Here is a 20,736-nt window from a genome sequence, read left to right as displayed (position 1 = left end):
TGTGTCGATCAGCGGATTGATGCACGCCGCAAAACCTGTGGGAGCTGGCTTGCCAGCGAAAGCGGTGTATCAGTCAATAAATAAGGTGGCTGAACAGGCCCTATCGCTGGCAAGCCAGCTCCCACAGGGATCGGTGAATGAATACAGATTTTTCAGTTCGCCACAGGAATCCACTCCGCCCGCGCCACGTTGGTGGTATCACCAAACGCCGGGAGTTTCTGCGCCAGATCGCGAACGTTTTTCACGTCCAGATCGAGCAGTTGCTGACGCGTGATCAGGGTCGGCGGCACCAGCACCTGATGCCCCGGATTTTCGCCGGCAATCAACATCGCCAGACTGCGCACGCTGATCGCCCCCGCGACTTGCGGATTGACCGCTGCGGTCGCCGCCCAGGCGCTGTCCGGTTCTTTCATGATCTGGATGTCGGCGGTGGAGATGTCAGCGCTGTAGATCTTCACCTTGCGCCCCAGCCCGGCCTCGTCGACGGCGATTTTCGCGCCTTTGGCGAACTCGTCGAACGGCGCGAAGATCACGCGGATATCCGGATTGGCGCGCAGCACCGCGCTGGCCTGATCCGCCACCGAGTTGGCAATCGGCGGATTGAGCGTGCCGAACCGCGCCTTCTCGATGATGCCCGGATTGGCCTTTTTCACCTGACTCCAGATCTCGTCGCGGCGCTCCATCGGCGTGAAGCCGCTGATGTACACGTAACCGGCATCGAACCGCGTGCCGTTGTCTTTCACGGCCTGATCCAGCGCCAGCCGCGCCAGTGCATGGTGATCCTGCTCAACCTGAGTCACTTGCGGACTGTTCAGGTCAACGTCGAACGCCACCACCTTGATGCCTTTGGCGATCGACCGGTCAATCGGTCCCTTGAGGGTTTCCGCCAGGCCCAGTTGCACGATGATCCCGTCGACCCCGAGGTCAATCGCCTGATCGATCATCTCGCCCTGACTCGCCGCCTGCTGCCGCGCATCGAACACCCGCAGATTGGCCCCCAGCGCCTCGGTCTGTTTCTCCACGCCGCGCAGGTACGCCTCGGGAAAGTCCCCGGAAAACAGGTAACCGACCAGCGCGATCTGCACCTGGCCCTTGTCGAACGGCGCCGGAGCACCCGGCAATGCCTTGGCCTGAGCGCTCAACGCCAACACCGAGAGCACCGCGCCGGCGAGGCAATGGCGTGCGAACTGCTTGATTGAACCGTGCATACATCTTCCTTGCAGCGACAAATGAACCGGCTCAGCGCGCCCGATGCGCGAGGCCGAAGGTGAACATCAGGGCCAGCACCAGCACCAGTCCCTTGACGAAATCCTGCGCGTAGTACGGCGCGTTGAGCATGGTCAGGCCATTGAGCAGCGACGCCACCAACAGTGCGCCGACCAACGTGCCGAAGGCATTGGGCTTCTTCGCGCCGAGCACGGCAAAACCGATTAGCGCCGCGCCGAGGGCGTCGAGCACCAGACCGTTGCCGGAGCTGACATCACCCCGACCCAGGCGCGCCGCCAACAGCAAGCCGCCGAGCGCGGCGAGCAACGCCGAGAGCACGTAAGCGAGCAACTTGAAACGCTGCACCGGCGCGCCGGCCAATCGCGCTGCCTGCTCGTTGCCGCCAATCGCATAGAACAATCGGCCAATGCGCGTGCGCTCGAGAAACAGCCACACCGCCAGCGCCAGCAGCGCGGTGATCACTACCGGCACCGGCACCACCTCCCACAAACGCCCACGTCCCAGCGCAAGAAACGCCGCGCTGAAGCTGCCTTCGGTTTCCACACCACTGGGCAAGGTCATGCCCACCGCAATCGAGCGCCCACCCGTGGGAATCAGCTGCACGCCGATCACCAGAAACATGTTGCCCAGCGTCGCGAGAATATCCGGCACCCGCAGCTTGACGATCAGCCAGCCATTGAACAGCCCGACCAGTGCGCCACCGGCCAGACTGATCAGCACCGCCGGCACCGCGCCCCAGCCGAGCACCACCATCACGTAACTGGCGATCATCAGGCTCATCGCTGCCACCGCACCGATCGACAGATCAAGCCCGCCGACGGCCATGGTCAGGGTCACACCGAGGGCCAGCAGCGCGACGATCGACACCGACTGCAAGATGCTGAACAGATTGCCGACGCGCAAAAACGCCGGCTCCGCGACACTGAAAAACACCACGATCAGCGCCAGCAGCCACAACAGGCCGTAGCGGATCAGCGCGTGCAACAGGCGCTCGGCGGGTGCCGTAGCGGACGACAACAATGAACTCGAATCAGGCACTCGCTCTGCTCCTTGGCGTGGCATGAAAGGGATGTTCGCTAGCGTCGCTGCCGGCCAGTGCGGTGACCAGGGTCGCGCGCTCAAGACCGGCACGCGGGTATTCGGCGACCACCGCGTGATCGCGCACCAACAGAATCCGGTCGGCGATTTCCAGGGCTTCGTCGACATCGGCGCAAATCACCAGGGTCGCGCGGCTGGCGGCAGTCTCGCGCAGCAATTGGCCGATCTCGCGACGGGCGCGCACGTCGACGCCCTGAAACGGCTCATCGAGAATCAACACCCGCCCTGCCCCGAGCAGCCAGCGACCCAGCACAACTTTCTGTTGATTGCCGCCGGACAGCGCGCTCATCGGCACCTCGATGCCGGCGGTCTTGATCCCCAGCGCCGCGACTTGCGCCTCGACCGCTGCGGCTTCGGCGCGGTTGCGAATGAACCCGGCACGGGTGAAACGCTGCAGAAACGGCAGTGTCAGCGTGCGGCGCAGGGAGAAATCCGGCACCAGCGACTGACTGGCGCGATCCTCCGCTGCGAGAAACACACCGCTGCGAATCGCTTCCCTTGGCGAACCCGGCAGCCAGTCCACGCCGTCCAGTTGCAGACTGCCGGCCACGGCTTTGCGCAAGCCGAACAGCACTTCGGCGATCTCGCTTTTGCCAGCGCCGAGCAGTCCGGTCAGCACCACCACTTCGCCTTGGTGCAGGTTGAAATCGAAACGCCTGGAGCGTGGCAAAATCTGCAAATCGCGCACGCCCAACACTTTTCGGCCCACGCTGCCGGGCGTGTAGACATGCCCGTCCAGCGCCTGCCCGAGCATGGCGTGCACCGCTTCCGGCAACTGCCGTGCGCTGAATTCTCCGGCCAGTCGCCCATCGCGCAAGACAATGGCGCGATCCGCCACCCGTTGCAAATCGGACAAGCGATGGGAGATGTAAACAATCGCCACGCCACGACTGCGCAGGGTGTCGATCAACCCGAACAGCCGCTGCGCCTCGGCATCCGACAACGCGGCAGTCGGCTCATCAAGAATCAACAGACGCGGCTGCAGGGCAAAGGCCCGCGCCAGCACCACCAACTGCCGTTCGGCCAGGCCCAGGTGTTCAATCGGCTGCTCCAGCGGCAATTTCAGGTCCAGCCCGGCGGCGATACGCGCGGCGCGCTCCAGCAGGCGTTGGCGATTGAGCCAAAAGTCCGCGTCGGGCTTGCACAACTCATCGAGCAGCAGGTTTTCCGCCACGCTCAAACCGGGCGTAATGCCCTCGTTGATCTGCTGATGCACGGCAACGATTCCGACTCGACGTGCCGACAGCGGCGAGCTGAATTGCCGGGGCTGCCCGTCGATGTAAATCTCGCCGCTATCAGCGCGCTGGCTGCCGGCGAGAATCTTCACCAGCGTCGATTTGCCGGCACCGTTGGCACCGAGCAACGCCACCACTTCGGCGGGATGAATCTGCAGGCTGACGCGATCCAGGGCGCTGTTCGAGCCGAAGCGCTTGTTCAGTTCACGCACCTGAATCAGCGGGGCGCGGGCCACGACGACACTCATAAAATTCCTTAACGTCGATGGGCCAGCGAGCGCACCAGTCGGTCGCCCAGGCTTTGCACGCCCTGCACCAGAATGACCAGCACCACCACGGTGGCGACCATCACTTCGTTGTTGAAACGCTGATAGCCGTAACGGATCGCCAGATCACCGAGGCCTCCACCGCCAATCACCCCGGCCATGGAAGAAAAACCGATCAGCATCACCAGCGTCAGGGTGATCCCCGCCAGCAGTGCCGGCAGCGCTTCGGGCAGCAGCACTTTGCAAATCACATGGCGGATATCGCCGCCCATGGCGAGGATCGCTTCGATCCGGCCCTTGTCGACTTCGTCCAGCGCGTTCTCGACGATCCGCGCGAAAAACGGAAACGCGCCGATGGTGATCGGCACCACCGCAGCGGTGCTGCCGAGGGTCGTACCCACCAGCAGACGCGTCAGCGGAATCAGCGCAATCAACATCACCACAAAGGGTAGCGAGCGCCCCAGATTGACCAGCGAACCCAGCGCGGCATTGAGCCGTGGCAGCGGCCGCAGGCCGTCGCGGCGACTGACAAACAGCAACACCCCGAGCGGCAAACCGATCAGCAGCGTGAACAGCCCGGCAAGCAAGACCATGTACAGGGTTTCGCCGGTGGCGTTGAACAGCAGTTGCAGGATTTCATTCCAGTTGATCGCGCGGTTCATGACTGAGCCGCTCGCACGCCGTATTGCTTGAGGAAGCTGAGCCCGGGAATGTCGTGGCCCAGCGGCAGGCCGCAGGTCGGACGCAACGAAGTGCCGAGACTCGACTGCGGATCGGCAAGCAAACGCGGCACCGGGCCGGACTCGACCAGGCGCCCGTCGGCCATCAACGCTGCGTGATCGCAGATCGACTTGACCACGTCCAGCTCATGGGTGATCAGCACAATGGTCACACCCAGTTGCCGGTTGATATCGCGCAGCAGCTCAAGAATCGACGCCGTGGTTTCCGGGTCCAGCGCACTGGTGGCTTCGTCCGACAGCAGATACGCAGGCTCCGCTGCCAGGGCGCGGGCAATCCCCACCCGCTGTTTTTGCCCACCGGACAACTGCGAGGGAAAGGCTTGCGCCTTGTCCGTCAAACCGACCAGTTCCAGCAGCTCGCGCACCCGCACATGGCGCCACGGTTTGCCGACGTTGGCGATCTCCAGCGGCACGGCGATGTTGTCGAACACGGTGCGTGAATGCAGCAGATTGAAGCCCTGGAAAATCATGCCGATGCGCTGCCGCTGGCGACGCAGGTGGCTGGGCGTCAAGGTCAGCAGGTCCACGCCGTCGATGAGAATTTGCCCGCTGTCCGGGCGTTCGAGCAGATTGAGACAACGCAACAGGGTCGACTTGCCTGCGCCGCTGCGCCCGAGGATGCCGTAGATCGCGCCGTCGGGAATACTCAGTGACACCTGATCCAGTGCCGGTGCCGGCGCTGACGGGTAGGTCTTGCTCAAACGCTCGACGACGATCATGGCTTGGCATCCTCCACCGGAATCACCGAACCCTTGAAGTTATCAGTGATGTATTTCGCCACTTGCGGCGAGGTCAGGTCTTTGGCCAGTTGTGCGATGCGCGGATCGTTCTGCAATTTCGGCGTGGTCACCAGGATGTTGGCGTACGGATTGTGCTCGGCCTTTTCCAGCCCCAGCGCATCCTGGGCCGGCACCAGTCCGGCTTCCAGCGCGTAGTTGCCGTTGATCACTGCGAGGTCGACATCGTCCAGCGCCCGAGGAATTTGCGGCGATTCGATTTCGAGGATCTTCAGCTGTTTCGGGTTCTCGGCGATGTCCTTGGGGGTGGCCTGATCGGCCGCCGGATCCTTGAAGCCGGGCTTGAGTTTGATCAACCCGTTGTCCTGCAACAGGTACAGCGCACGGCTCAGGTTGGTGACGTTGTTGGGCACGGCGACGGTGCCTTTTTCCGGCACCTCGGCGAAGCTTTTGTGCCGGCGCGAATAGATGCCCAGCGGCTCGATATGCACCGTGGCGGCCACCGCGAGTTTCTGCCCCAGCGCTTGTTCCTGGGATTTCAGGTACGGCAGATGCTGGAAGTAATTGGCATCGACATCGCCATGCACCAGCAGCTCGTTGGAGTTCACGCCGTTGGGAATCTCGATGACCTTGAGGTTGAGTTGCGGATCGATTGTCTGGATGTACGCGAGAATCTGCGCGTGGGGCACCGGGTCGGCAGCCACGCGCAACGGTTCCAGTGCCTGAGCGCCGAACGAAGTCACCAGCGCGCCGAGCACGGCCAGGGTCAAACCTGCTTTTTTCAACATGTGCGGAGTCCTTGAGCGAGTGATGAATCAGGCGTTGACGGTCTTGCGAGCCGGTGCGGCGGGCATCAGCGCGTCGGCATAGAAGCGCCGGGCGACGTCGGGGTGCGAACGCAGCCGACCCTTGAGGTAGTTCCAGCCGACATCGCGAAACAACGGATTGAGCGGATCACTCGCCGGGCCACGCGCTTCACGCAGCAGCACGGTGGGCAACGGGTACAGCGGCACCACGGCATCGAGTTGCGCGCCGAGGAAGAAGGCGATGGACAAACGCTCGCTGCCTGCGGGCGGCGACACCACCCGATGCACCGTGGCGCGCAGATAACCGTTGGTGGCCAGCTCCAGCAGTTCGCCGATGTTCACCACCAGCGTGTTGTCGCGGGGCAGCGCATCGATCCAGCGTCCTTCCTCGACCTCCACTTGCAGACCGGCCTGTTGGTCCTGCAGCAGAAAGCTCAGAAACCCCGAATCCTTGTGCGCACCGACGCCCTGCTGGCTCGCGCTGGCAGCCTGACCTGGGTAGCGCATCAACTTGATGTGTTCGTTGGGCTTGTCGCCGTACAACTGATCGAACGCGTCCGCCCGCAGCGACAGCGCCTGGGCAAAGGCACGCAGCAAGCGCAACGCCATGCGCGTCATCGCCTGTTGCCATTCCAGCAGCAGCGGTTTTAGTTCTGGCAGCGCCGCCGGCCATTGATTGGGCCCCTGCAGCCGAGCCCACAACGGGCTGTCCGCGTCCAGCGGCAACGCTTCACGCTCGGCGCCGAGATCGAACTGCTCACGCCAGTCAGGCTGACCACGGGTGATCTCGGAAGCAGCACGGTTGTAACCGCGAAAATGCGGCGAATTGATCATGCCGACGGCGGTTTTTTCGTGCTCGGACAAGGCGAAGAACTGCCGGGCGTGATCCTGCACCTGCTTGAGCAGGTCGCTGTCGATGCCATGGCCGGTGAGATAGAAAAAGCCGACGTCACGCGCGGCGTGACGCAGGTTTTCAAGAAATTCATAACGCTGTTGCGCGGTGCCTTCGAACAACGAAAGGTCGAGCGTCGGCAGCGTGGTGATATCGAGGGTATGCGGCATGATTCACTCCCGTGTGAACCAAACCTGAAGAGCCTTTGATCGATTCAGCGTGTGCCGTCATGGCAATCGGGGGTCTATCGGTTTGATGCGTTTGATTCGTCGTGAGACAAAACTAAACGATCTTAAAAACCACGAACAAATACCCTTTTTGCATTAGCTTAGGCCTGACGCTCAGGTTCGCTGGCATCGCACAACCGCGATCCCGCTTCAACCGATCAGCGTGCCGGGTCATAAAAAGGCTCGACCGCCACCCGGCTGCCGACAAAGAAACTGTCAGCCACCAGCCGCAGTGGTTGCAGATCTACGTCGCTGGCCTGATCGCCAATCAGTTGCCGGAAGTGTCGATACACCGCCTTGTACTCGCCCTCTTCCGACACCGCTTGGCGCACGCCATCGATGCTCAGCAGCGCTCCGCCGTTGTCCAGACGCAGCACCCCTTCGGCGTAGCGAATCTCGATACTCCAGAGTTCGTCGTGACCGTGGTCGAAATCGAACTCGGCCCGCACGTCGAGTCTGCTGGCATCGGACATCTTGATCGACGCGGCAATCGGCGACTGGCAGTTGTCCGGTACCCGCAGTTCGGCGGACTCGACAAACAGTGGCTGCGCGAGCAAACGGGTGACGATCGACAAGGCGTTGATGCCCGGATCGAAAACGCCCAGACCACCGGGTTGCCAGATCCAGGTCTGCCCGGGATGCCACTTGCGCACGTCCTCCTTCCAGTCGATCTGCACGCTTTGCAAGGTGCGACTGGCGAGCCAGTCACGGGCAGCTTCAATACCGGGGGCGTAGCGCGAATGCCAGGCGAACAACGCACTGACACCCTGTTGCTGCGCCTGACTGACCAGGGCCAGCGCCTCGCCCAGCGTGGCGCACGGTGGTTTTTCCACCAACACATGTTTGCCGGCGGCCAGCGCCTGCTGCACCAGTGCGAATCGACCTTGCGGCGGCGTACAAAACGCAATCGCATCCACCTCCGGGCCGTGTTCCAGCAACTCGCTCAACGAGTGAAAGTTCTCCACCCCGGCACAGGGTTTACCTTGCGTGGCGACCGCCACCAGACGAAATCCGGGATCGGCGTTGATCGCCGGAACATGTTGATCCTGGGCAATCTTGCCGTAGCCCACCAGACCGAGACGGATCGGTTGCATCAGTGACTCCTGTTTTTATCTTGTTGTCGTCAGCGAGTGCGCAGATTAGCCGTAAACGTCAGGGAATACCCAGCTGAGTCTGATCAAAAAACCGCAGATGTCAGCGCTCGGTTCATTGCGCCGGGTAGCGTGCATCAATGCAGCGGCGCAGACGAATAGAGCCTGCTTTCTTTACGTACCTTCCCAGATAGCCAAACGTTAGCTGGCACGCTCACAGAAACGACGCCGTGCTATGGTCCGACAGAGAAAACGAGGGGGTTCCAAATGACCAGATCAGCGACTCAGAGCGTCGCGACTGAAGTTCGCCTGCTTGCCAAAGCCCACAAGGTTACCGCCGATCGTGACAACCTCAGTTGCATGGCGGTGACCATCACGCGCCTGGCCGGTGATGTCGTGGAACTGGACGGTGTTGAGCAATTGCTCGTCAACCTGAAAAGAAAAGGCGTTTTGAGCAAGACAGAAATCATGGCCCTCCAAGGCCGCTACCTGCAGGAAAAAAGGCGTTGCAAAAAGCAACTCAGTGCATGAGTTTCGACCCCTTTGGCGATTTTGAGACTGAAGGTTATCTTCAGAACTCGCTCAAACTCAAAGATCCCATTGAAGTCAAAGAGTCCGAGCACCTCTCATTTGAAGCCAGTATCGACGACGCTCTCGCCTATCTCATCAAGGAAAAGCCCATTGAGTGAGCATCAGTTGTAAAGCCCTCCCTGCGAATCCTCATCACGTTTGAGTTGGGCCGCACGCCTGCAGGCTGACAACGGAGAAAAAAGCCTGTTTTTCAGGGCTAATGCTGCTCACTTAAGAAACTTTGCATTCAATTGAAACCCGTGGCGAGGGAGCTTGCTCCCGCTGGACTGCGTAGCAGTCCCTCTTTTGGGGCCGCTTCGCGGCCCAGCGGGAGCAAGCTCCCTCGCCACAGTCACAGTGTCGGGCTTAAGTGAACAGCATTAACTTTTCAGGGCAGGCTTTCACATTCACAACGCTGCAGTCACTTTTGCTGCGCGGTCAACGCCGAGTAACTGTTCATCAGGTTCCGGTAGTTCGGAATCCGCTGCGACAGCAGATTGCCCAGTCCTTCGATGTCGTTGCGCCAGTCGCGGTGCAGCTCACAGGCGACCGAAAACCAGTTCATCATTTGTGCGCCGGCCTGGGTCATGCGGTTCCAGGCGGCTTGCTGGACGGTGGTGTTGAACGTGCCGGAGGCGTCGGTGACGACAAAGACGTCGAAGCCTTCGGCCAGTGCCGACAGGGTCGGGAATGCGACACAGACGTCGGTCACGACACCGGCAATGATGATCTGCTTGCGGCCGGTGGCCTTGATCGCCTTGACGAAGTCTTCGTTGTCCCAGGCGTTGATCTGGCCTGGGCGGGCGATGTACGGCGCGTCCGGGAACATTTCTTTCAGTTCCGGGACCAGCGGGCCGTTGGGGCCTTGTTCGAAACTGGTGGTGAGGATGGTCGGCAGGTTGAAGAATTTCGCCAGGTCGGCCAGTGCCAGCACGTTGTTCTTGAATTCGTTTGGCGAGAAATCCTGAACCAGAGAAATCAGACCGGTCTGGTGGTCGACCAGCAGGACTACGGCGTCGTCTTTGTTCAGGCGGTTGTAGGTTGCAGTGCTCATGTTTGATTCCCTTTTCTTGGTTGTGGTGGTTGGCGTTGCGTTGAACATGGGCACAGATTACTGACACCACCGAAACCGATAAATCGGTTGAAAAGCGTTTCACTGTCAACTCATAACGGACAATCCTGTGGCCAGGATCGGTCTCGCATGCTTCCGTCTCAATTCACCTCGGGTAGGGGTTTGGCGATCATCAAACTGCACGGCGCCCGGTTGAGGACACTCTCGACCGTCGCGCCGATGAAGCCGTCGAGGCCCTGCTGGTAGGTCGTACCGAGCACCAGCAGGTCGAACGCGTTCTGGCGAGCGAACTGTTCGATCACCTTGTGCGGGATCCCGCTCATCTGGTGTCGGCGTCGAGCTTCGATTGCGTAACGCTCGGCCAGCGCATCAAACGCCTCTTGCTGGGTGTCGTTGATCGCCTCGCACAGGCTGTGATCCAGACTCAGCGTCGGCACGCTCATCGCCGCATCGCCCAGCACCGACCAGTTGCTGACATTGAGCAGGTGCAGCTCGGCGCCGCAAGCGCTTGCCAGCGTGGCGGTCAGATCGAGGATGCGGTCGTTGAGGCCTTGGGTCAGAGCCTCCAGATGCGACAGATCGACGGCGGCGAGCATTTTCAGCGGCAGAGGATGACGGGCTTCGGTAATCAGATGCACCGGGGCCGGACAGTCGCGCAGCAACAGCCAGTCCAGCGGTCGATGGAATGCCCGATTCAGCGCCGGGACATGATGGGTATCCTTGATCACCAGATCGGCCCGATAGTCGTTGATGTACTCCAGCAGATGCGCCGGCGTGGCCCTGGCCCAGACCACTTCGCTGCTGACCTGCACGCCGCTGCCGGTGTGGAACCGGGCCTGTTGCTCCAGCCAGTGCCGGTGCACCTGCAAATAACCCTCGCGTGCCTGGGCCATCGCATCGTGATCAAACAGACCGGCCACCGCCAGCGCCTGCACATAATCGAACGCCACAATGTGCAGCGCCGCGCCGGTTGCCTGCGCCAGAGCCATCGCGCGATCGAAGGCCGGGGTGCGAACCATTTCGGCAGGCGCGATCAACAGCATTCGCTTGAATCTGAGCATACGAACCTCATCCTGGCAGTGCGGTACTGGCCTGAGGGCCAGCCTGACATCCCTGTCGATCGAGTAGTGACCACTTGCCCGGCCAGTATCCGACGGTACCTTGCGAGGGTTCTGATTTTTATCAAGCAATGGCGCAGCTGCGTTCCCAGCACTGCGCTTTCGTCCGTTCGTCAGCTGGCGCAGGCGGTTGTTAAATGAAATCGGTGTCCGTATGCGGGGCACCTATGCTTAACCCACCCCCAACCGCGTGAACCCTCCCATGTCCGAAAAACTTGCTCTGCCTGTGCACCACCTCAAAACCGCGTGCTCCAACTGCAGTGTGCTGGAGTTGTGTCTGCCGATCGGCATGAGCGGTGCAGAAGTCGAGCGCCTGGACACGCTCATCGTGCAACGGGTCAAGGTCAAAAAGGGTGCTGCGCTGTACCGCACGGGCGATCCGCTGCGCTCGTTGTATGCCGTGCGAATCGGCTCGTTCAAGACCAGCATGCTGTCGGTGGACGGCCGTGAACAGGTCACCGGTTTTCACATCCCCGGCGAGATGCTCGGGCTGGACGCCATCAGCGCCGACGAGCATGCCTGCAATGCCTTTGCCCTGGAGGACAGCGAGGTCTGCCCGATCCACTTCGCGCAGCTGGAAAAACTGGCGCAGAACCTGCCGTCGCTGCAGCACAACCTCAATCGGTTGCTGAGCCGTGAAATCGTGCGCGACCACAGCATGTTGATGCTCATGGGCAACATGAACTCGGATGAGCGGCTGGCGGCGTTTCTGCTCAACCTGTCGCAACGCTTGAGCCTGCGCGGTTACTCGGCAAAGGATTTCGTGCTGAAAATGCGCCGCGAGGAAATCGGTTCCTTTCTCGGGCTGCGTCTGGAAACCATCTGCCGGGGCATCGCTCACCTGCGGGATCAGGGACTGGTGGAAATCAGCGGCCGCGACGTGCGAATCCAGAACATGGACGGCCTCAAGCAATTGGTTGCCGGCTGCCACCGCTCGCCACGCTGAGGCCGGCCCCGGCCGGTCAATCGCTGGGGCCCCGTTGCCTGACCGCCAGAATGCTGCCCGGCACCGAGTACAGTGCCCGCTCGGTGTTGCTGCCGATCAACCGGTCAACGCCGACCCGATGCACCGTGCCCATCACCACCACGTCAGCCAGGTACTGCTCGACAAATTCACTGATCACCGGCACCGGCAAGCCCATGGCGAAATGCCGACGTTCCGGGGGTACGCCATGACGATCGGCCAAGGTCACAAAAGCCTGATGCAGCGATTCACGCAGTTCTTCGACAAAATTGCCGTTCCAGCAACCGGTCACCAGCGGTGCGTCACCGTTGAATGCCGCCGACAAGTCATAGGCGTACAACAAGTGCAACGGCGCGTCACATTGCAAGGCCAGGGCGTTGGCCGTCTGGATGATGGTGTCGTTCAAACCGTTGATCTGCGTGGCCGGATCGAACGGATCCACCGCCGCGACCACTCGATGCGGTAATGCATAGCGAATCTGATTGACCAGGTGCACCGGCACCGGGCATTCACGCAGCAAGTGACAATCGAGCGGCGTGATGAACACCCGTTTCAGCACTGGCTCCAGCGCCACATCCTTGATCAGCAGATCGGGCTTGAGTGCCTGCACGGTCCTGAGAATCTCCAGCAACGGGTGCGTGGTGAACACCACATCGACGGTGACCTTCAGGCCATGGCCGTTGAGTCGCTCGACCTCATCGGCGATCCAGCGGCGGTAGCGCCGCAAATAGCGCTGAGCGTCGACTTCGTCGATTCTTTCTTCCCACAGATGCGCAACCGGCACCGGTTCGACAAAGGCCCGTACGTCCAGCGCCGCCCCGCTCGCCTTGGCCAGCGCCATGGCGCGCAGCATGGCGGGTGACTGATGCAGGGTCTGGTCGGCGACCAGCAGCACACGTTGATATTGCCCCATCACACACCTCCGCTCGGCACCGGCGTTGCACGACCGGCAAGGTTCCAGCCTGCGCTCGCGGCCCACTGCCCGACGTTGATTTACATCAACCAACAGCCATTGAGTGACGCGTTCGCGTGTGTCTGATCCAGATCAGATGCTGGCCTCGGCGACGGCGTAAAACCATCAAAAACAACCGTTGCTCAACCCGTGTCAGCCTTTCAAACCGGATGGAGGATTACCCCATGCTTACAGTCAAAGACCACAACGATCGAGCCGTGGCGGCCTACGCCGCAGTCTCCGGGCAACACTGGATCGAGGCCGTCAAGGATGGGCGTCATGTGTTGATCCGTCCGTTGGCGGAAAAGGATCGCGAGCGTGAATACGCCTTCATCAAGCGCCTGTCGCCCGAGTCCCGGCACATGCGTTTTCTGGCGCAGATCAGCGAGCCCGGCCCGGCAATGCTCGACCAACTGATGGACACCGATAACCGGCAGCGCACGGCGTTCATCGCGCTGGTGCATGAAAACGGCCAACTGATCGAAATCGGCATCAGCCGGTATGCCGCCACCGGCGAGCATGAATGCGAATGTGCCGTCACCGTTGCCGATGAATGGCAACACCTGGGCCTGGGGACGCTGTTGATGGAGCATCTGATCAAGGCTGCACGCCAGAACGGCTTCCGCCAGATGTATTCGGTCGACGTTGCCAGCAACGAACCGATGCGCGAACTGGCCCGGGCGCTGAAGTTCGAAACCCACCACGATCCTGAAGACAGCCGTCAGGTGATACACCGTCTTCACCTGTAAAAATCGCCCGATGCCGAGTCTGCAAAACGACTCGGCACCGGGCGATTCTTCACGATTGCAAGGTATGTCCCGGTTTGATCGCCAGCACACTGCACGGCGCACGATGCAGGATCTGTTCGGCGGTGGTGCCCAACAACTTGTTCAAACCGTGGTGCTGCACCGTGCCCAACACGATCACCTCAATGTGATGTTCGGCGGCAAACTCGCAAATGCTCGGCACCGGTGGACCCTCGACAAAATGTCGGCAGGTCGGCGGCACACCGTGGCGTTCGGCCAGGGCGGCAAATGCCTCATGTTGCGCACTGCCCAGTGACTCATAGATGCCGGTGGCCAGCGGCAAGGCGCCGTAGCCCATGTCCGTGGCATACACCGCCGCCCAGTCGTAGACATGCAGCAACTCAAGCCTGGCATCACACTGCTCGGCCAGGCGCACCGCAGCGTCGACAATCTGATCATTGAACAGCAAGTCCTGATCTTCACTGCGCAGTACGTCAATGATCGCCAGCACACTGCGTGGCCTTGGATGCACGTCATCGGTGACCAGATGCACCGGCACCGGGCAATCGCGCAGCAGCTGCCAATCCAGCGGGGTATAAAACACCCGCTTCAACGCCGACTCCTGCTGCGCATCCTTGATGATCAGCGCCAACGGCATTTCGTTGACGAACTGCAGGACTTCTTCGTAAGGATGTTGCACCCAGACCACCTCACTGGTGACCTGGATGCCATGCCGTTCGAGCAATTTGCCCTGCTCGGCCAGCCACTGGCGATGCGTGCGCAAATAACCGTCCCGGGCCAGACGGATTTGCTCAGGAGCGAACAGGCCCGCCACCGCCAGCGCCTGCAGGTAATCGAAGGCGACGATGTGCAACGGCAACTGCATGGCGACCGCCAACGCGGCGGCACGCTCGAACGCCGGGGTGTGGCTCATGGTAGGGGGAGCAATCAACAACAAGCGTTGGGTCTGCGACATGGGGCACCTCGGCACGGCGGCCAACGGAATCAAGTGAACAGATCTCCAGATTGCCCGCTCCTGCTGCCGACGAGTTGATCTTGATCAGCTCTGCCTCAAACCCGCGCCGCCGCGTTTCAGTGCCACAAGGTGCCGGCCCACATCGCCAGTGTCAGCAGCACCTGCCCGGGGATGACAATCGCCGCGAAACGACTGCCGCCGCTGACCCAGGCCACCACGCATTTGCTCAACGAGTTGCTGCTGATCGCGATCAGCGCCGGAGCGACAATCGCCGCCACCGGTAACAGACCGGCCTTGGCCAACCCGGCGATCGAGGCGGTTGACGCGTGCGCATCGGCGAACCCGCTGAAGGTGGCGGTGAGCATCACGCCCACCTGGCCGAATTGACTGAGCATGGCCGATGACACCAGGGTGATCGCGGTCATGGTCAACGCAACGATCAAGGCCAGTTTCAAATTGAATGCACCGCCTGCCGGCAGCGTCTCTTCAGTTCCTCTGGCGGGTCGGGGCAACATCAAACAAGCACTGTAGATCAGCGCCGCCACGCTGCCGCAGACTAACGGCAGCCACATGTTGCGCAACAAGGCTGGATCGACGGTGGCGAGAATCAGCCCGGTCTGAACCATGGTCGCCAGATTGGACAGCAGCGCCGCCGCGCTGAGGATCCGCAGATTCGCCGGCTCCCGGGCGAGCCGATGGCCCATCGTCGCAATGGTCACGGTGCTGGAAGCGAAACCGGAGGCGATGGCACTGATGACATAGCCGTAACGAATGCCCAGCGTACGAACGGCAATGTGCCCGCCGGCGCCCACCAGCATCAGCAACACCGTCAAGGTGCAAATGGTGCGCAGATTGAGCGCGGCATACGGCCCGATGTAGCGATCCGGCGTCAACGGCAACACCACCAGCGCGGTGATCAGCAAGACCAGCCCATCGCGCATTTCGGTTTCGCTCAACTGCGTGATCGCGAAGTCATGCAGCTTTTCCCGATACGTCAGCAAACCCGCCACCACCACGCCAATCGCCACCGCCAGTTCGGGTGAGCGTGTGCACAACGCGCCCAATATGAGCACGATGATCAGCGCCACTTCGCTGGTCACGCCGGGGTCGTCATCACGCCCGCGCCAATAGGCGACGGTGATCAGCAAGGTCAAACCGATTGCGACAATCCCCACCAACAACGCCGCCCCGACCACCATCGCGGCGTAGCCCAGCAACGCGCTGATCGCGAAGGTGCGCAAACCTGCGCTGCCTCGACGCTCACCCGTACCCTTGTGCCGTTCGCGCTCAAGACCGATGAGCATGCCGATGCCCAAGGCAGCCGCCGCCCCCGTCAAGCCCAGGGATTCATTCATCGTCGGTTTGCCCTGCCTTATCCCTGCGCGGAGCGAATTCAGCCCGCAACAGCCTTCACGGTTCTGACCGGCGCGGATGGAGTAAATATTTGACGCTCAGTAGCGTGTGGCCAGGGATGCGGCGCGTCGATACGGGTCTGGAGCCGGCTGACAAAAGCCTGCGCCTCCTGCAACTGATTGAAGTACACGCGACAATCATCCAGCGACACCACCCAGCCATGCGGTGCCGCCGTTGCACTGATATCAATGTTCATCGAAAAGCCTCCGTCGAATCGGAAAAGGCCCTTGTTCAAGGGGTAATCGCCACCTTCATGACCCCGTCGCGCTGATGCGCAAACAGCTCATACGCCGCCTCGATGTCATCGAGTTTGAAGCGATGGGTCACCAGCGGCGACAGGTCCACCGCGCCGCTTTGCACCACCGCCATCAAGCGGCGCATGCGTTCCTTGCCACCGGGGCACAGGGTCGAGACGATGCTGTAATCGCCCAGCCCGGCGGCAAAGGCATTGAGCGGAATGCGCAGGTCGCTGGAGTACACTCCCAGGCTCGACAAGCGACCACCGGGACGCAGCACCCGCAAGGCCGCTTCGAACGTACCTTGGGTGCCCAGCGCTTCGATGGACACGTCGACACCACGGCCATCGGTCAACGCCATGATCTGCTCGACCACGTCGCCATCCTTGAAGTTGACCACATGGGTCGCGCCCAGTCGGCGGGCGACGCTCATGCGCTCGGGCACGGCATCGACGCCGATGATCGTGGTGGCGCCCTTGAGGCGCGCCCCCGCCACCGCACACAGGCCGATCGGCCCGAGGGCAAAGACCGCGACGCTGTCGCCGATGTTGATCTCCCCGCGCTCCGCCCCGGAAAAACCGGTGGACATGATGTCCGGGCACATCAGCACCTGTTCGTCGCTCAAGCCGTCGGGGATCGGGCACAGATTGGCCAGGGCGTCCGGCACCAGCACGTATTCGGCCTGGCAGCCGTCGATGGTGTTGCCGAACTTCCAGCCGCCAATCGCCTTGAAGCCGTGACGGGTGTCCGGGCCGTCCTGCGAGCCGCAACCGCACAGGCAGGCGTAACTTTGGCCGCTGGGCGTGATAGCCCCGGCGATCACCCGTTGACCCTCGACGAAACCGCGCACCTGCGAACCCAGCCGCTCAATGACGCCCACCGGCTCATGACCGATGGTCAGCCCTTTGGCCACCGGGTATTCGCCGCGCAGGATATGCACGTCTGTCCCGCAGATTGTCGTGGTGGTGACACGCACCAGCGCATCCAGTGGCCCAACTTGCGGAATCGGCTTGTCTTCGAGCACGATGCGGTTCTTTTCGACGAAGATCGCCGCTTTCATCATGGCCATGATCAAATCCTCTGAGCGAGTCGCAGCTTGAGATGTCCTCAAGACTGCGCCGTCGTCACAGCACCAACGTTGATAATGGTCAAACAAACTGCGGATCAGCCCACCGCTTTCGCCGAGCACGTCCGCTCCCACCCGGGACCTCGGACAGCCTCCCCCTACCGCACGTCCGATGGACGGTGTAGGTGAATCGCCCCGTTGACAAATATCAATCCCGCCCGCCACGCCCAGGCCACGATGGACTCAAGGCTCACGGCCCGAACACAACGCCGCCCTTTCGCGTCGTGTGTGCGATCAACCACGGGAGATTTGTCATGTCTGAGCAATCGCGTTTCATGCTGGTGGTTTCGCCCCTGATGAAAAACAGCCCGGCTTTCGAGCGCGCCGCCGCGCTGGCCAAGGCCTCCGACGCGGCGTTGCACATCGTTGCCTTCGATTATCTGGAAGGCCTGGCGACCGCCGGACTGGTCAACGAACAGGCGCTGGAACAGATGCGCCTGGGCTACATCGAACGCCATCATCAATGGCTTGAGGACCAGGCCCGGCCATTGCGCAAACTCGGGGTGCACGTCACCACCGAGGTGGTCTGGGTCGAGAGGCCGCTGCAGGAAATCCTCATTCACCTGCGCGAACAACCGATGGCGGCGCTGATCAAGGCACTGGAACACGAATCACTGCTGTCGCGCCTGATGTTCACCCCGCTGGATGTGCACCTGCTGCGCGAATGCCCGGTGCCGCTGCATTTCGTCAGCCATGTGCAACACGCCCTGCCACGGCGGATTGTCGCGGCGGTCGACCCGTTCCATCGCGATGGTCAGTACCAAGGTCTGAACGACCGGATCCTGCACGAGGCCGATAAACTGGCGACGCTGTGTAACGCGCAGCTCGACGTGATTTACGCCCATGACCTGACCTCGCTCAGCGCCGCCGAATTCGGTTTCGATCACGCCTCCGCGTTCTTTTCCTCCAGTGCCGCCAAGGCGCTGTTCGATGCCCAGGGCGAAGCGTTCCGTGAGCTGGCCGAACGCAACGATATTCCGGCAGAAAACCAGCACATGATCCTGGGCGACCCGGCCAAGGTACTGGCCAGCTACGCCGATGCTTATGACATCGACATGATCGTCATGGGCCGCATCGCCCACCGGGGTGTGGGCCGTCTGATCGGCAGCACCGTCGAACACCTGCTGTACAAGATGCCATGCAGCGTGTGGGTGGTGGCGCCGGAAAAAATCGAGTGAAGTTATAAGCTGATAACGCCTTCATTAAACCGTCTTTCAAACGTTGTACTAGGATAGGATCCACATCCTGACATTGCGTCGACCAGGGAACATGCTCGACGCAGGTCAGGAATGGGACTGTTTCACCTGCAACTCATGGATGATGTTTATGAACTCACACCTGTTTCCCCATATCGGCAAAGTCATTGCGAGCACCGGTAGCCGGCACTTTCCGCGAATGCTGCATGACCTGATCCAGACGCAACTGGCGGTGGACGCCACGCACATTCGGCAAATGCGTGTTGAGCCGGTCGGCCGCCCCGCCCATCGCAATCCGCCGGAAACCGGCAAAGACCCGGCCCAGCAGGCTGAAACGGTATTCTGCGAACACATTGCCGCACGCTCGAGCGCGCCGATAGACGCGCCCGCCTCCGCCAGCGCCGACGCCTCACAATTGCACCTGACCCGACGCAAGGACGGCTACCGCTACGTGATTTCGGTGTATCGCAACGACCAGTCGCAACGGTTCTCGGCCCAGGAGCAGAGTTTGTTGCAGGACATCTCTCCGGTGCTGTTGCCGATGCTGGAAAAACACATTCACGCCCTGCAACCCTTGCAGACCGGCACTGAAGAGCCGTCGCCCGGCACCGACGGCGCGCAACCGGGCCTGGACAACCTGCGACTGCGCTTCAACGAACGTTTACAGCAACTGGGCCTGAGCCTGTCCAATCGCGAAACCGAAGTGTGCATTGGCCTGCTCGCCGGGCGTACCGCGCCGGAGCTGGCCGAGCAATTGCAGTTGAAGGTCAACACGGTGGAAAGCTATCTCAAGCGCGCCGCAATCAAACTGGGGATCAGCGGCCGGCACTCGTTGATGCGCTGGATGTACTCGCCGGAGGACACGTCCACCGGCACCAGCGCGGCCTGAGTCCGCCACTGAAGAAAAAAACCGCCGCCCTCCCCGGGTGGCGGTTTTTTACATGGTTGACCAGGAACATGCTGCTGGGGGTGTACGGTGTGGCCATGATGTGCGCGGGCGCGAGGTAGTGATCGAGGGCGCGTTCGGCGGCTTCGTGGAGTTTTCTGGAGTTGAGGGATTCGTACGGCCATACCGATTCTGTGATCGGCGGATTGGATGAGGTTTCGGACATCAGCTGGCACTCCGATCGAGGCACTTGAAAGAATTTCTCAATGTAGGAGCTGCCGAAGGCTGCGATCTTTTGATCTTGCTTTTAAAAACAAGATCAAAAGATCGCAGCCTGCGGCAGCTCCTACAGAGGACCGGGCAGTTAGTTCGGCACGCGGCGGCCGTCCAGTACTCGGTTGACCATCAGTTCACTGAGCATGATCACCTGATGCAGCATCAGCATGGCCCGGCGCTGTGGGTGGTCGACGACGTCACCAATATCGCGGGCCATATCGCTGGCGGCGGCTAACGATTCGCAGGCTTCGACGAGCAAGGTTTCCTCGTCCACGGTGGGGTCGATGAGGAAGATTCTGCTGGATTTGCGTGACGAGGCTGAAGGGATCGAGATCTTCAGGGCGCCGGGGTTGAGGTAGAAGTTGATGGCGCGGTCGGTGGCCGCTTTTATCTTCTGCGGGTCGAGGGCTGGGTCGTACGGGATTGAGGTGTCTGGGGGGTTGGGTGTGGCTTTGAACATGGATGAAGCTCCTGCTTAGCAAAAGTAAGGAGCCATCACTCTCGCTACCAAACGAGGGTGGCGGCCATACGCGGGTTGGTAGACCGGTCTAAGCAGGAAAACCCGGCGCTCACGAATGAGCCCCACGCATGGCCACCATAAAATCGAGTCCCTGAAAAGGTACTGAATATGGCGTCGCCATCACACTTAGAAACGAGCTACCAAACCCGATCACTGATTTTCAGTGACAGGGAAACGATATAGCCCGCCCCATAGCCGTGTAAGCCGGCGGATTCTGGCGTACGCGTAGGTAACGGCGCAAGGCGTTGTAGCCGGTATGGCGTAACGGTTCGTGTATTTTAAACGTGGTTGCGGGGTTATGTTTATGTGCGGGGTTTGCTCTGTTGTTTTGATGTTGTCTGGCAAGCCGCTTTCGCGAGCAAGCTC

Annotated in this window: 22 protein-coding genes and 1 pseudogene; 6 read left to right on the top strand and 17 right to left on the bottom strand. The window is 61.2% G+C overall.

The genetic code is table 11. The annotated features are described in order from the left end of the window. Positions 1 to 152: 152 nt before the first annotated feature. The 8 genes from OC71_RS26630 to OC71_RS26595 form a co-directional block, all read right to left on the bottom strand. A complete protein-coding gene (locus tag OC71_RS26630; RefSeq protein ID WP_041075012.1) occupies positions 153 to 1,208 on the bottom strand; it encodes a substrate-binding domain-containing protein in 1,056 nt (351 codons plus the stop codon). A 31-nt stretch (positions 1,209 to 1,239) separates the two neighbouring features. Then, the gene (locus tag OC71_RS26625) at positions 1,240 to 2,265 is read right to left on the bottom strand and encodes an ABC transporter permease (RefSeq protein WP_041075009.1); all 1,026 of its coding nucleotides are present in this window, start codon (positions 2,263 to 2,265) and stop codon (positions 1,240 to 1,242) included. Next, on the bottom strand, positions 2,258 to 3,808 hold the full coding sequence (locus OC71_RS26620) for a sugar ABC transporter ATP-binding protein (RefSeq protein ID WP_041075007.1): 1,551 nt from the start codon (positions 3,806 to 3,808) through the stop codon (positions 2,258 to 2,260). The genes OC71_RS26625 and OC71_RS26620 overlap by 8 nt, the downstream gene beginning before the upstream one ends. 8 nt (positions 3,809 to 3,816) lie before the next feature. Next, entirely contained in the window at positions 3,817 to 4,488 is a 672-nt protein-coding gene (locus OC71_RS26615) for a methionine ABC transporter permease (protein ID WP_041075005.1), read from the bottom strand. Further along, positions 4,485 to 5,285: a methionine ABC transporter ATP-binding protein gene (locus tag OC71_RS26610; RefSeq protein WP_084234318.1), complete on the bottom strand. Its 801-nt coding sequence runs from the start codon at positions 5,283 to 5,285 to the stop codon at positions 4,485 to 4,487. The genes OC71_RS26615 and OC71_RS26610 overlap by 4 nt, the downstream gene beginning before the upstream one ends. Then, complete coding sequence (locus OC71_RS26605; protein ID WP_041075003.1) at positions 5,282 to 6,091, bottom strand: MetQ/NlpA family ABC transporter substrate-binding protein; 810 nt, start codon at positions 6,089 to 6,091, stop codon at positions 5,282 to 5,284. Before OC71_RS26605 ends, OC71_RS26610 begins: the two co-directional genes overlap by 4 nt. Before the next feature lie 27 nt (positions 6,092 to 6,118). Further along, a complete protein-coding gene (locus OC71_RS26600) occupies positions 6,119 to 7,171 on the bottom strand; it encodes an isopenicillin N synthase family oxygenase (protein ID WP_041075001.1) in 1,053 nt (350 codons plus the stop codon). Positions 7,172 to 7,386: 215 nt separating this feature from the next. Next, positions 7,387 to 8,322, bottom strand: coding sequence for a Gfo/Idh/MocA family protein (locus OC71_RS26595; protein WP_041074999.1), 936 nt, complete (start codon positions 8,320 to 8,322; stop codon positions 7,387 to 7,389). Between the two features lie 264 nt (positions 8,323 to 8,586). On the opposite strand from OC71_RS26595, the gene OC71_RS26590 reads away from it, so the two are divergent. Further along, entirely contained in the window at positions 8,587 to 8,850 is a 264-nt protein-coding gene (locus tag OC71_RS26590) for a hypothetical protein (protein WP_041074997.1), read from the top strand. Next, a pseudogene (locus tag OC71_RS27335) lies at positions 8,847 to 9,005 on the top strand (cell filamentation protein Fic); the annotation flags it as partial. The gene OC71_RS26590 and the pseudogene OC71_RS27335, both read left to right, overlap by 4 nt. Positions 9,006 to 9,310: 305 nt before the next feature. On the opposite strand, the gene ycaC reads toward OC71_RS27335, so the two are convergent. Both ycaC and OC71_RS26580 read right to left on the bottom strand, forming a co-directional pair. Beyond that, positions 9,311 to 9,943, bottom strand: coding sequence for an isochorismate family cysteine hydrolase YcaC (gene ycaC / locus OC71_RS26585; RefSeq protein ID WP_041074995.1), 633 nt, complete (start codon positions 9,941 to 9,943; stop codon positions 9,311 to 9,313). 158 nt (positions 9,944 to 10,101) lie between these two features. Beyond that, a complete protein-coding gene (locus OC71_RS26580; RefSeq protein ID WP_041074993.1) occupies positions 10,102 to 11,022 on the bottom strand; it encodes a universal stress protein in 921 nt (306 codons plus the stop codon). 259 nt (positions 11,023 to 11,281) lie between these two features. Between OC71_RS26580 and fnr the strand changes: the two genes are divergently transcribed. Next, on the top strand, positions 11,282 to 12,025 hold the full coding sequence (fnr, locus tag OC71_RS26575; RefSeq protein WP_041074991.1) for a fumarate/nitrate reduction transcriptional regulator Fnr: 744 nt from the start codon (positions 11,282 to 11,284) through the stop codon (positions 12,023 to 12,025). Positions 12,026 to 12,041: 16 nt separating this feature from the next. Here fnr and OC71_RS26570 read toward each other — a convergent pair whose 3' ends face one another. Continuing rightward, complete coding sequence (locus OC71_RS26570; RefSeq protein ID WP_041074989.1) at positions 12,042 to 12,956, bottom strand: universal stress protein; 915 nt, start codon at positions 12,954 to 12,956, stop codon at positions 12,042 to 12,044. Between the two features lie 224 nt (positions 12,957 to 13,180). Here OC71_RS26570 and OC71_RS26565 point away from each other — a divergent pair, with 224 nt between their 5' ends. Continuing rightward, positions 13,181 to 13,744, top strand: a complete 564-nt coding sequence (locus tag OC71_RS26565) for a GNAT family N-acetyltransferase (protein WP_041074987.1) — start codon at positions 13,181 to 13,183, stop codon at positions 13,742 to 13,744. A 49-nt stretch (positions 13,745 to 13,793) separates the two neighbouring features. On the opposite strand, the gene OC71_RS26560 is transcribed toward OC71_RS26565, so the two are convergent. The 4 genes from OC71_RS26560 to OC71_RS26545 all read right to left on the bottom strand — a co-directional run bounded on the left by OC71_RS26560 (position 13,794) and on the right by OC71_RS26545 (position 17,435). After that, complete coding sequence (locus tag OC71_RS26560) at positions 13,794 to 14,717, bottom strand: universal stress protein (protein ID WP_041074985.1); 924 nt, start codon at positions 14,715 to 14,717, stop codon at positions 13,794 to 13,796. A gap of 116 nt (positions 14,718 to 14,833) precedes the next feature. Beyond that, the gene (locus tag OC71_RS26555) at positions 14,834 to 16,072 is read right to left on the bottom strand and encodes a DUF4010 domain-containing protein (RefSeq protein ID WP_041074983.1); all 1,239 of its coding nucleotides are present in this window, start codon (positions 16,070 to 16,072) and stop codon (positions 14,834 to 14,836) included. 38 nt (positions 16,073 to 16,110) lie between these two features. Continuing rightward, the gene (locus OC71_RS26550; RefSeq protein ID WP_041074980.1) at positions 16,111 to 16,326 is read right to left on the bottom strand and encodes a hypothetical protein; all 216 of its coding nucleotides are present in this window, start codon (positions 16,324 to 16,326) and stop codon (positions 16,111 to 16,113) included. Between the two features lie 35 nt (positions 16,327 to 16,361). After that, positions 16,362 to 17,435: an NAD(P)-dependent alcohol dehydrogenase gene (locus tag OC71_RS26545; RefSeq protein WP_041074978.1), complete on the bottom strand. Its 1,074-nt coding sequence runs from the start codon at positions 17,433 to 17,435 to the stop codon at positions 16,362 to 16,364. A 311-nt stretch (positions 17,436 to 17,746) separates the two neighbouring features. Here OC71_RS26545 and OC71_RS26540 point away from each other — a divergent pair, with 311 nt between their 5' ends. Together OC71_RS26540 and OC71_RS26535 are read left to right on the top strand one after the other, a co-directional pair. Next, on the top strand, positions 17,747 to 18,670 hold the full coding sequence (locus OC71_RS26540; protein ID WP_041074976.1) for a universal stress protein: 924 nt from the start codon (positions 17,747 to 17,749) through the stop codon (positions 18,668 to 18,670). A 148-nt stretch (positions 18,671 to 18,818) separates the two neighbouring features. After that, positions 18,819 to 19,577: a helix-turn-helix transcriptional regulator gene (locus OC71_RS26535; protein ID WP_041074974.1), complete on the top strand. Its 759-nt coding sequence runs from the start codon at positions 18,819 to 18,821 to the stop codon at positions 19,575 to 19,577. A gap of 361 nt (positions 19,578 to 19,938) precedes the next feature. On the opposite strand, the gene OC71_RS26530 is transcribed toward OC71_RS26535, so the two are convergent. Both OC71_RS26530 and OC71_RS28440 read right to left on the bottom strand, forming a co-directional pair. Next, positions 19,939 to 20,310, bottom strand: a complete 372-nt coding sequence (locus OC71_RS26530; protein ID WP_041074972.1) for a DUF6124 family protein — start codon at positions 20,308 to 20,310, stop codon at positions 19,939 to 19,941. 210 nt (positions 20,311 to 20,520) lie between these two features. Next, positions 20,521 to 20,736, bottom strand: a 216-nt coding sequence (locus tag OC71_RS28440; protein ID WP_218186297.1) for a hypothetical protein, incomplete at its 5' end; no start/stop codon positions are given.

Source organism: Pseudomonas sp. W15Feb9B (assembly GCF_000828175.1).
Lineage (GTDB): Bacteria > Pseudomonadota > Gammaproteobacteria > Pseudomonadales > Pseudomonadaceae > Aquipseudomonas > Aquipseudomonas parakoreensis.
The sequence above is the reverse complement of the archived record's forward strand: the minus strand, read 5'-3'. Positions and strand labels throughout refer to the sequence as shown.

Excerpts from the sequence above, each read along its gene's own strand:
- OC71_RS26630 (WP_041075012.1), bottom strand. The coding sequence starts at position 1,208 with ATGCACGGTTCAATCAAGCAGTTCGCACGCCATTGCCTCGCCGGCGCG.
- OC71_RS26620 (WP_041075007.1), bottom strand. The coding sequence starts at position 3,808 with ATGAGTGTCGTCGTGGCCCGCGCCCCGCTGATTCAGGTGCGTGAACTG.
- OC71_RS26615 (WP_041075005.1), bottom strand. The coding sequence starts at position 4,488 with ATGAACCGCGCGATCAACTGGAATGAAATCCTGCAACTGCTGTTCAAC.
- OC71_RS26610 (WP_084234318.1), bottom strand. The coding sequence starts at position 5,285 with ATGATCGTCGTCGAGCGTTTGAGCAAGACCTACCCGTCAGCGCCGGCA.
- OC71_RS26605 (WP_041075003.1), bottom strand. The coding sequence starts at position 6,091 with ATGTTGAAAAAAGCAGGTTTGACCCTGGCCGTGCTCGGCGCGCTGGTG.
- OC71_RS26600 (WP_041075001.1), bottom strand. The coding sequence starts at position 7,171 with ATGCCGCATACCCTCGATATCACCACGCTGCCGACGCTCGACCTTTCG.
- OC71_RS26595 (WP_041074999.1), bottom strand. The coding sequence starts at position 8,322 with ATGCAACCGATCCGTCTCGGTCTGGTGGGCTACGGCAAGATTGCCCAG.
- OC71_RS26590 (WP_041074997.1), top strand. The coding sequence starts at position 8,587 with ATGACCAGATCAGCGACTCAGAGCGTCGCGACTGAAGTTCGCCTGCTT.
- ycaC (WP_041074995.1), bottom strand. The coding sequence starts at position 9,943 with ATGAGCACTGCAACCTACAACCGCCTGAACAAAGACGACGCCGTAGTC.
- OC71_RS26580 (WP_041074993.1), bottom strand. The coding sequence starts at position 11,022 with ATGCTCAGATTCAAGCGAATGCTGTTGATCGCGCCTGCCGAAATGGTT.
- fnr (WP_041074991.1), top strand. The coding sequence starts at position 11,282 with ATGTCCGAAAAACTTGCTCTGCCTGTGCACCACCTCAAAACCGCGTGC.
- OC71_RS26570 (WP_041074989.1), bottom strand. The coding sequence starts at position 12,956 with ATGGGGCAATATCAACGTGTGCTGCTGGTCGCCGACCAGACCCTGCAT.
- OC71_RS26565 (WP_041074987.1), top strand. The coding sequence starts at position 13,181 with ATGCTTACAGTCAAAGACCACAACGATCGAGCCGTGGCGGCCTACGCC.
- OC71_RS26560 (WP_041074985.1), bottom strand. The coding sequence starts at position 14,717 with ATGTCGCAGACCCAACGCTTGTTGTTGATTGCTCCCCCTACCATGAGC.
- OC71_RS26555 (WP_041074983.1), bottom strand. The coding sequence starts at position 16,072 with ATGAATGAATCCCTGGGCTTGACGGGGGCGGCGGCTGCCTTGGGCATC.
- OC71_RS26550 (WP_041074980.1), bottom strand. The coding sequence starts at position 16,326 with ATGAACATTGATATCAGTGCAACGGCGGCACCGCATGGCTGGGTGGTG.
- OC71_RS26545 (WP_041074978.1), bottom strand. The coding sequence starts at position 17,435 with ATGGCCATGATGAAAGCGGCGATCTTCGTCGAAAAGAACCGCATCGTG.
- OC71_RS26540 (WP_041074976.1), top strand. The coding sequence starts at position 17,747 with ATGTCTGAGCAATCGCGTTTCATGCTGGTGGTTTCGCCCCTGATGAAA.
- OC71_RS26535 (WP_041074974.1), top strand. The coding sequence starts at position 18,819 with ATGAACTCACACCTGTTTCCCCATATCGGCAAAGTCATTGCGAGCACC.
- OC71_RS26530 (WP_041074972.1), bottom strand. The coding sequence starts at position 20,310 with ATGTTCAAAGCCACACCCAACCCCCCAGACACCTCAATCCCGTACGAC.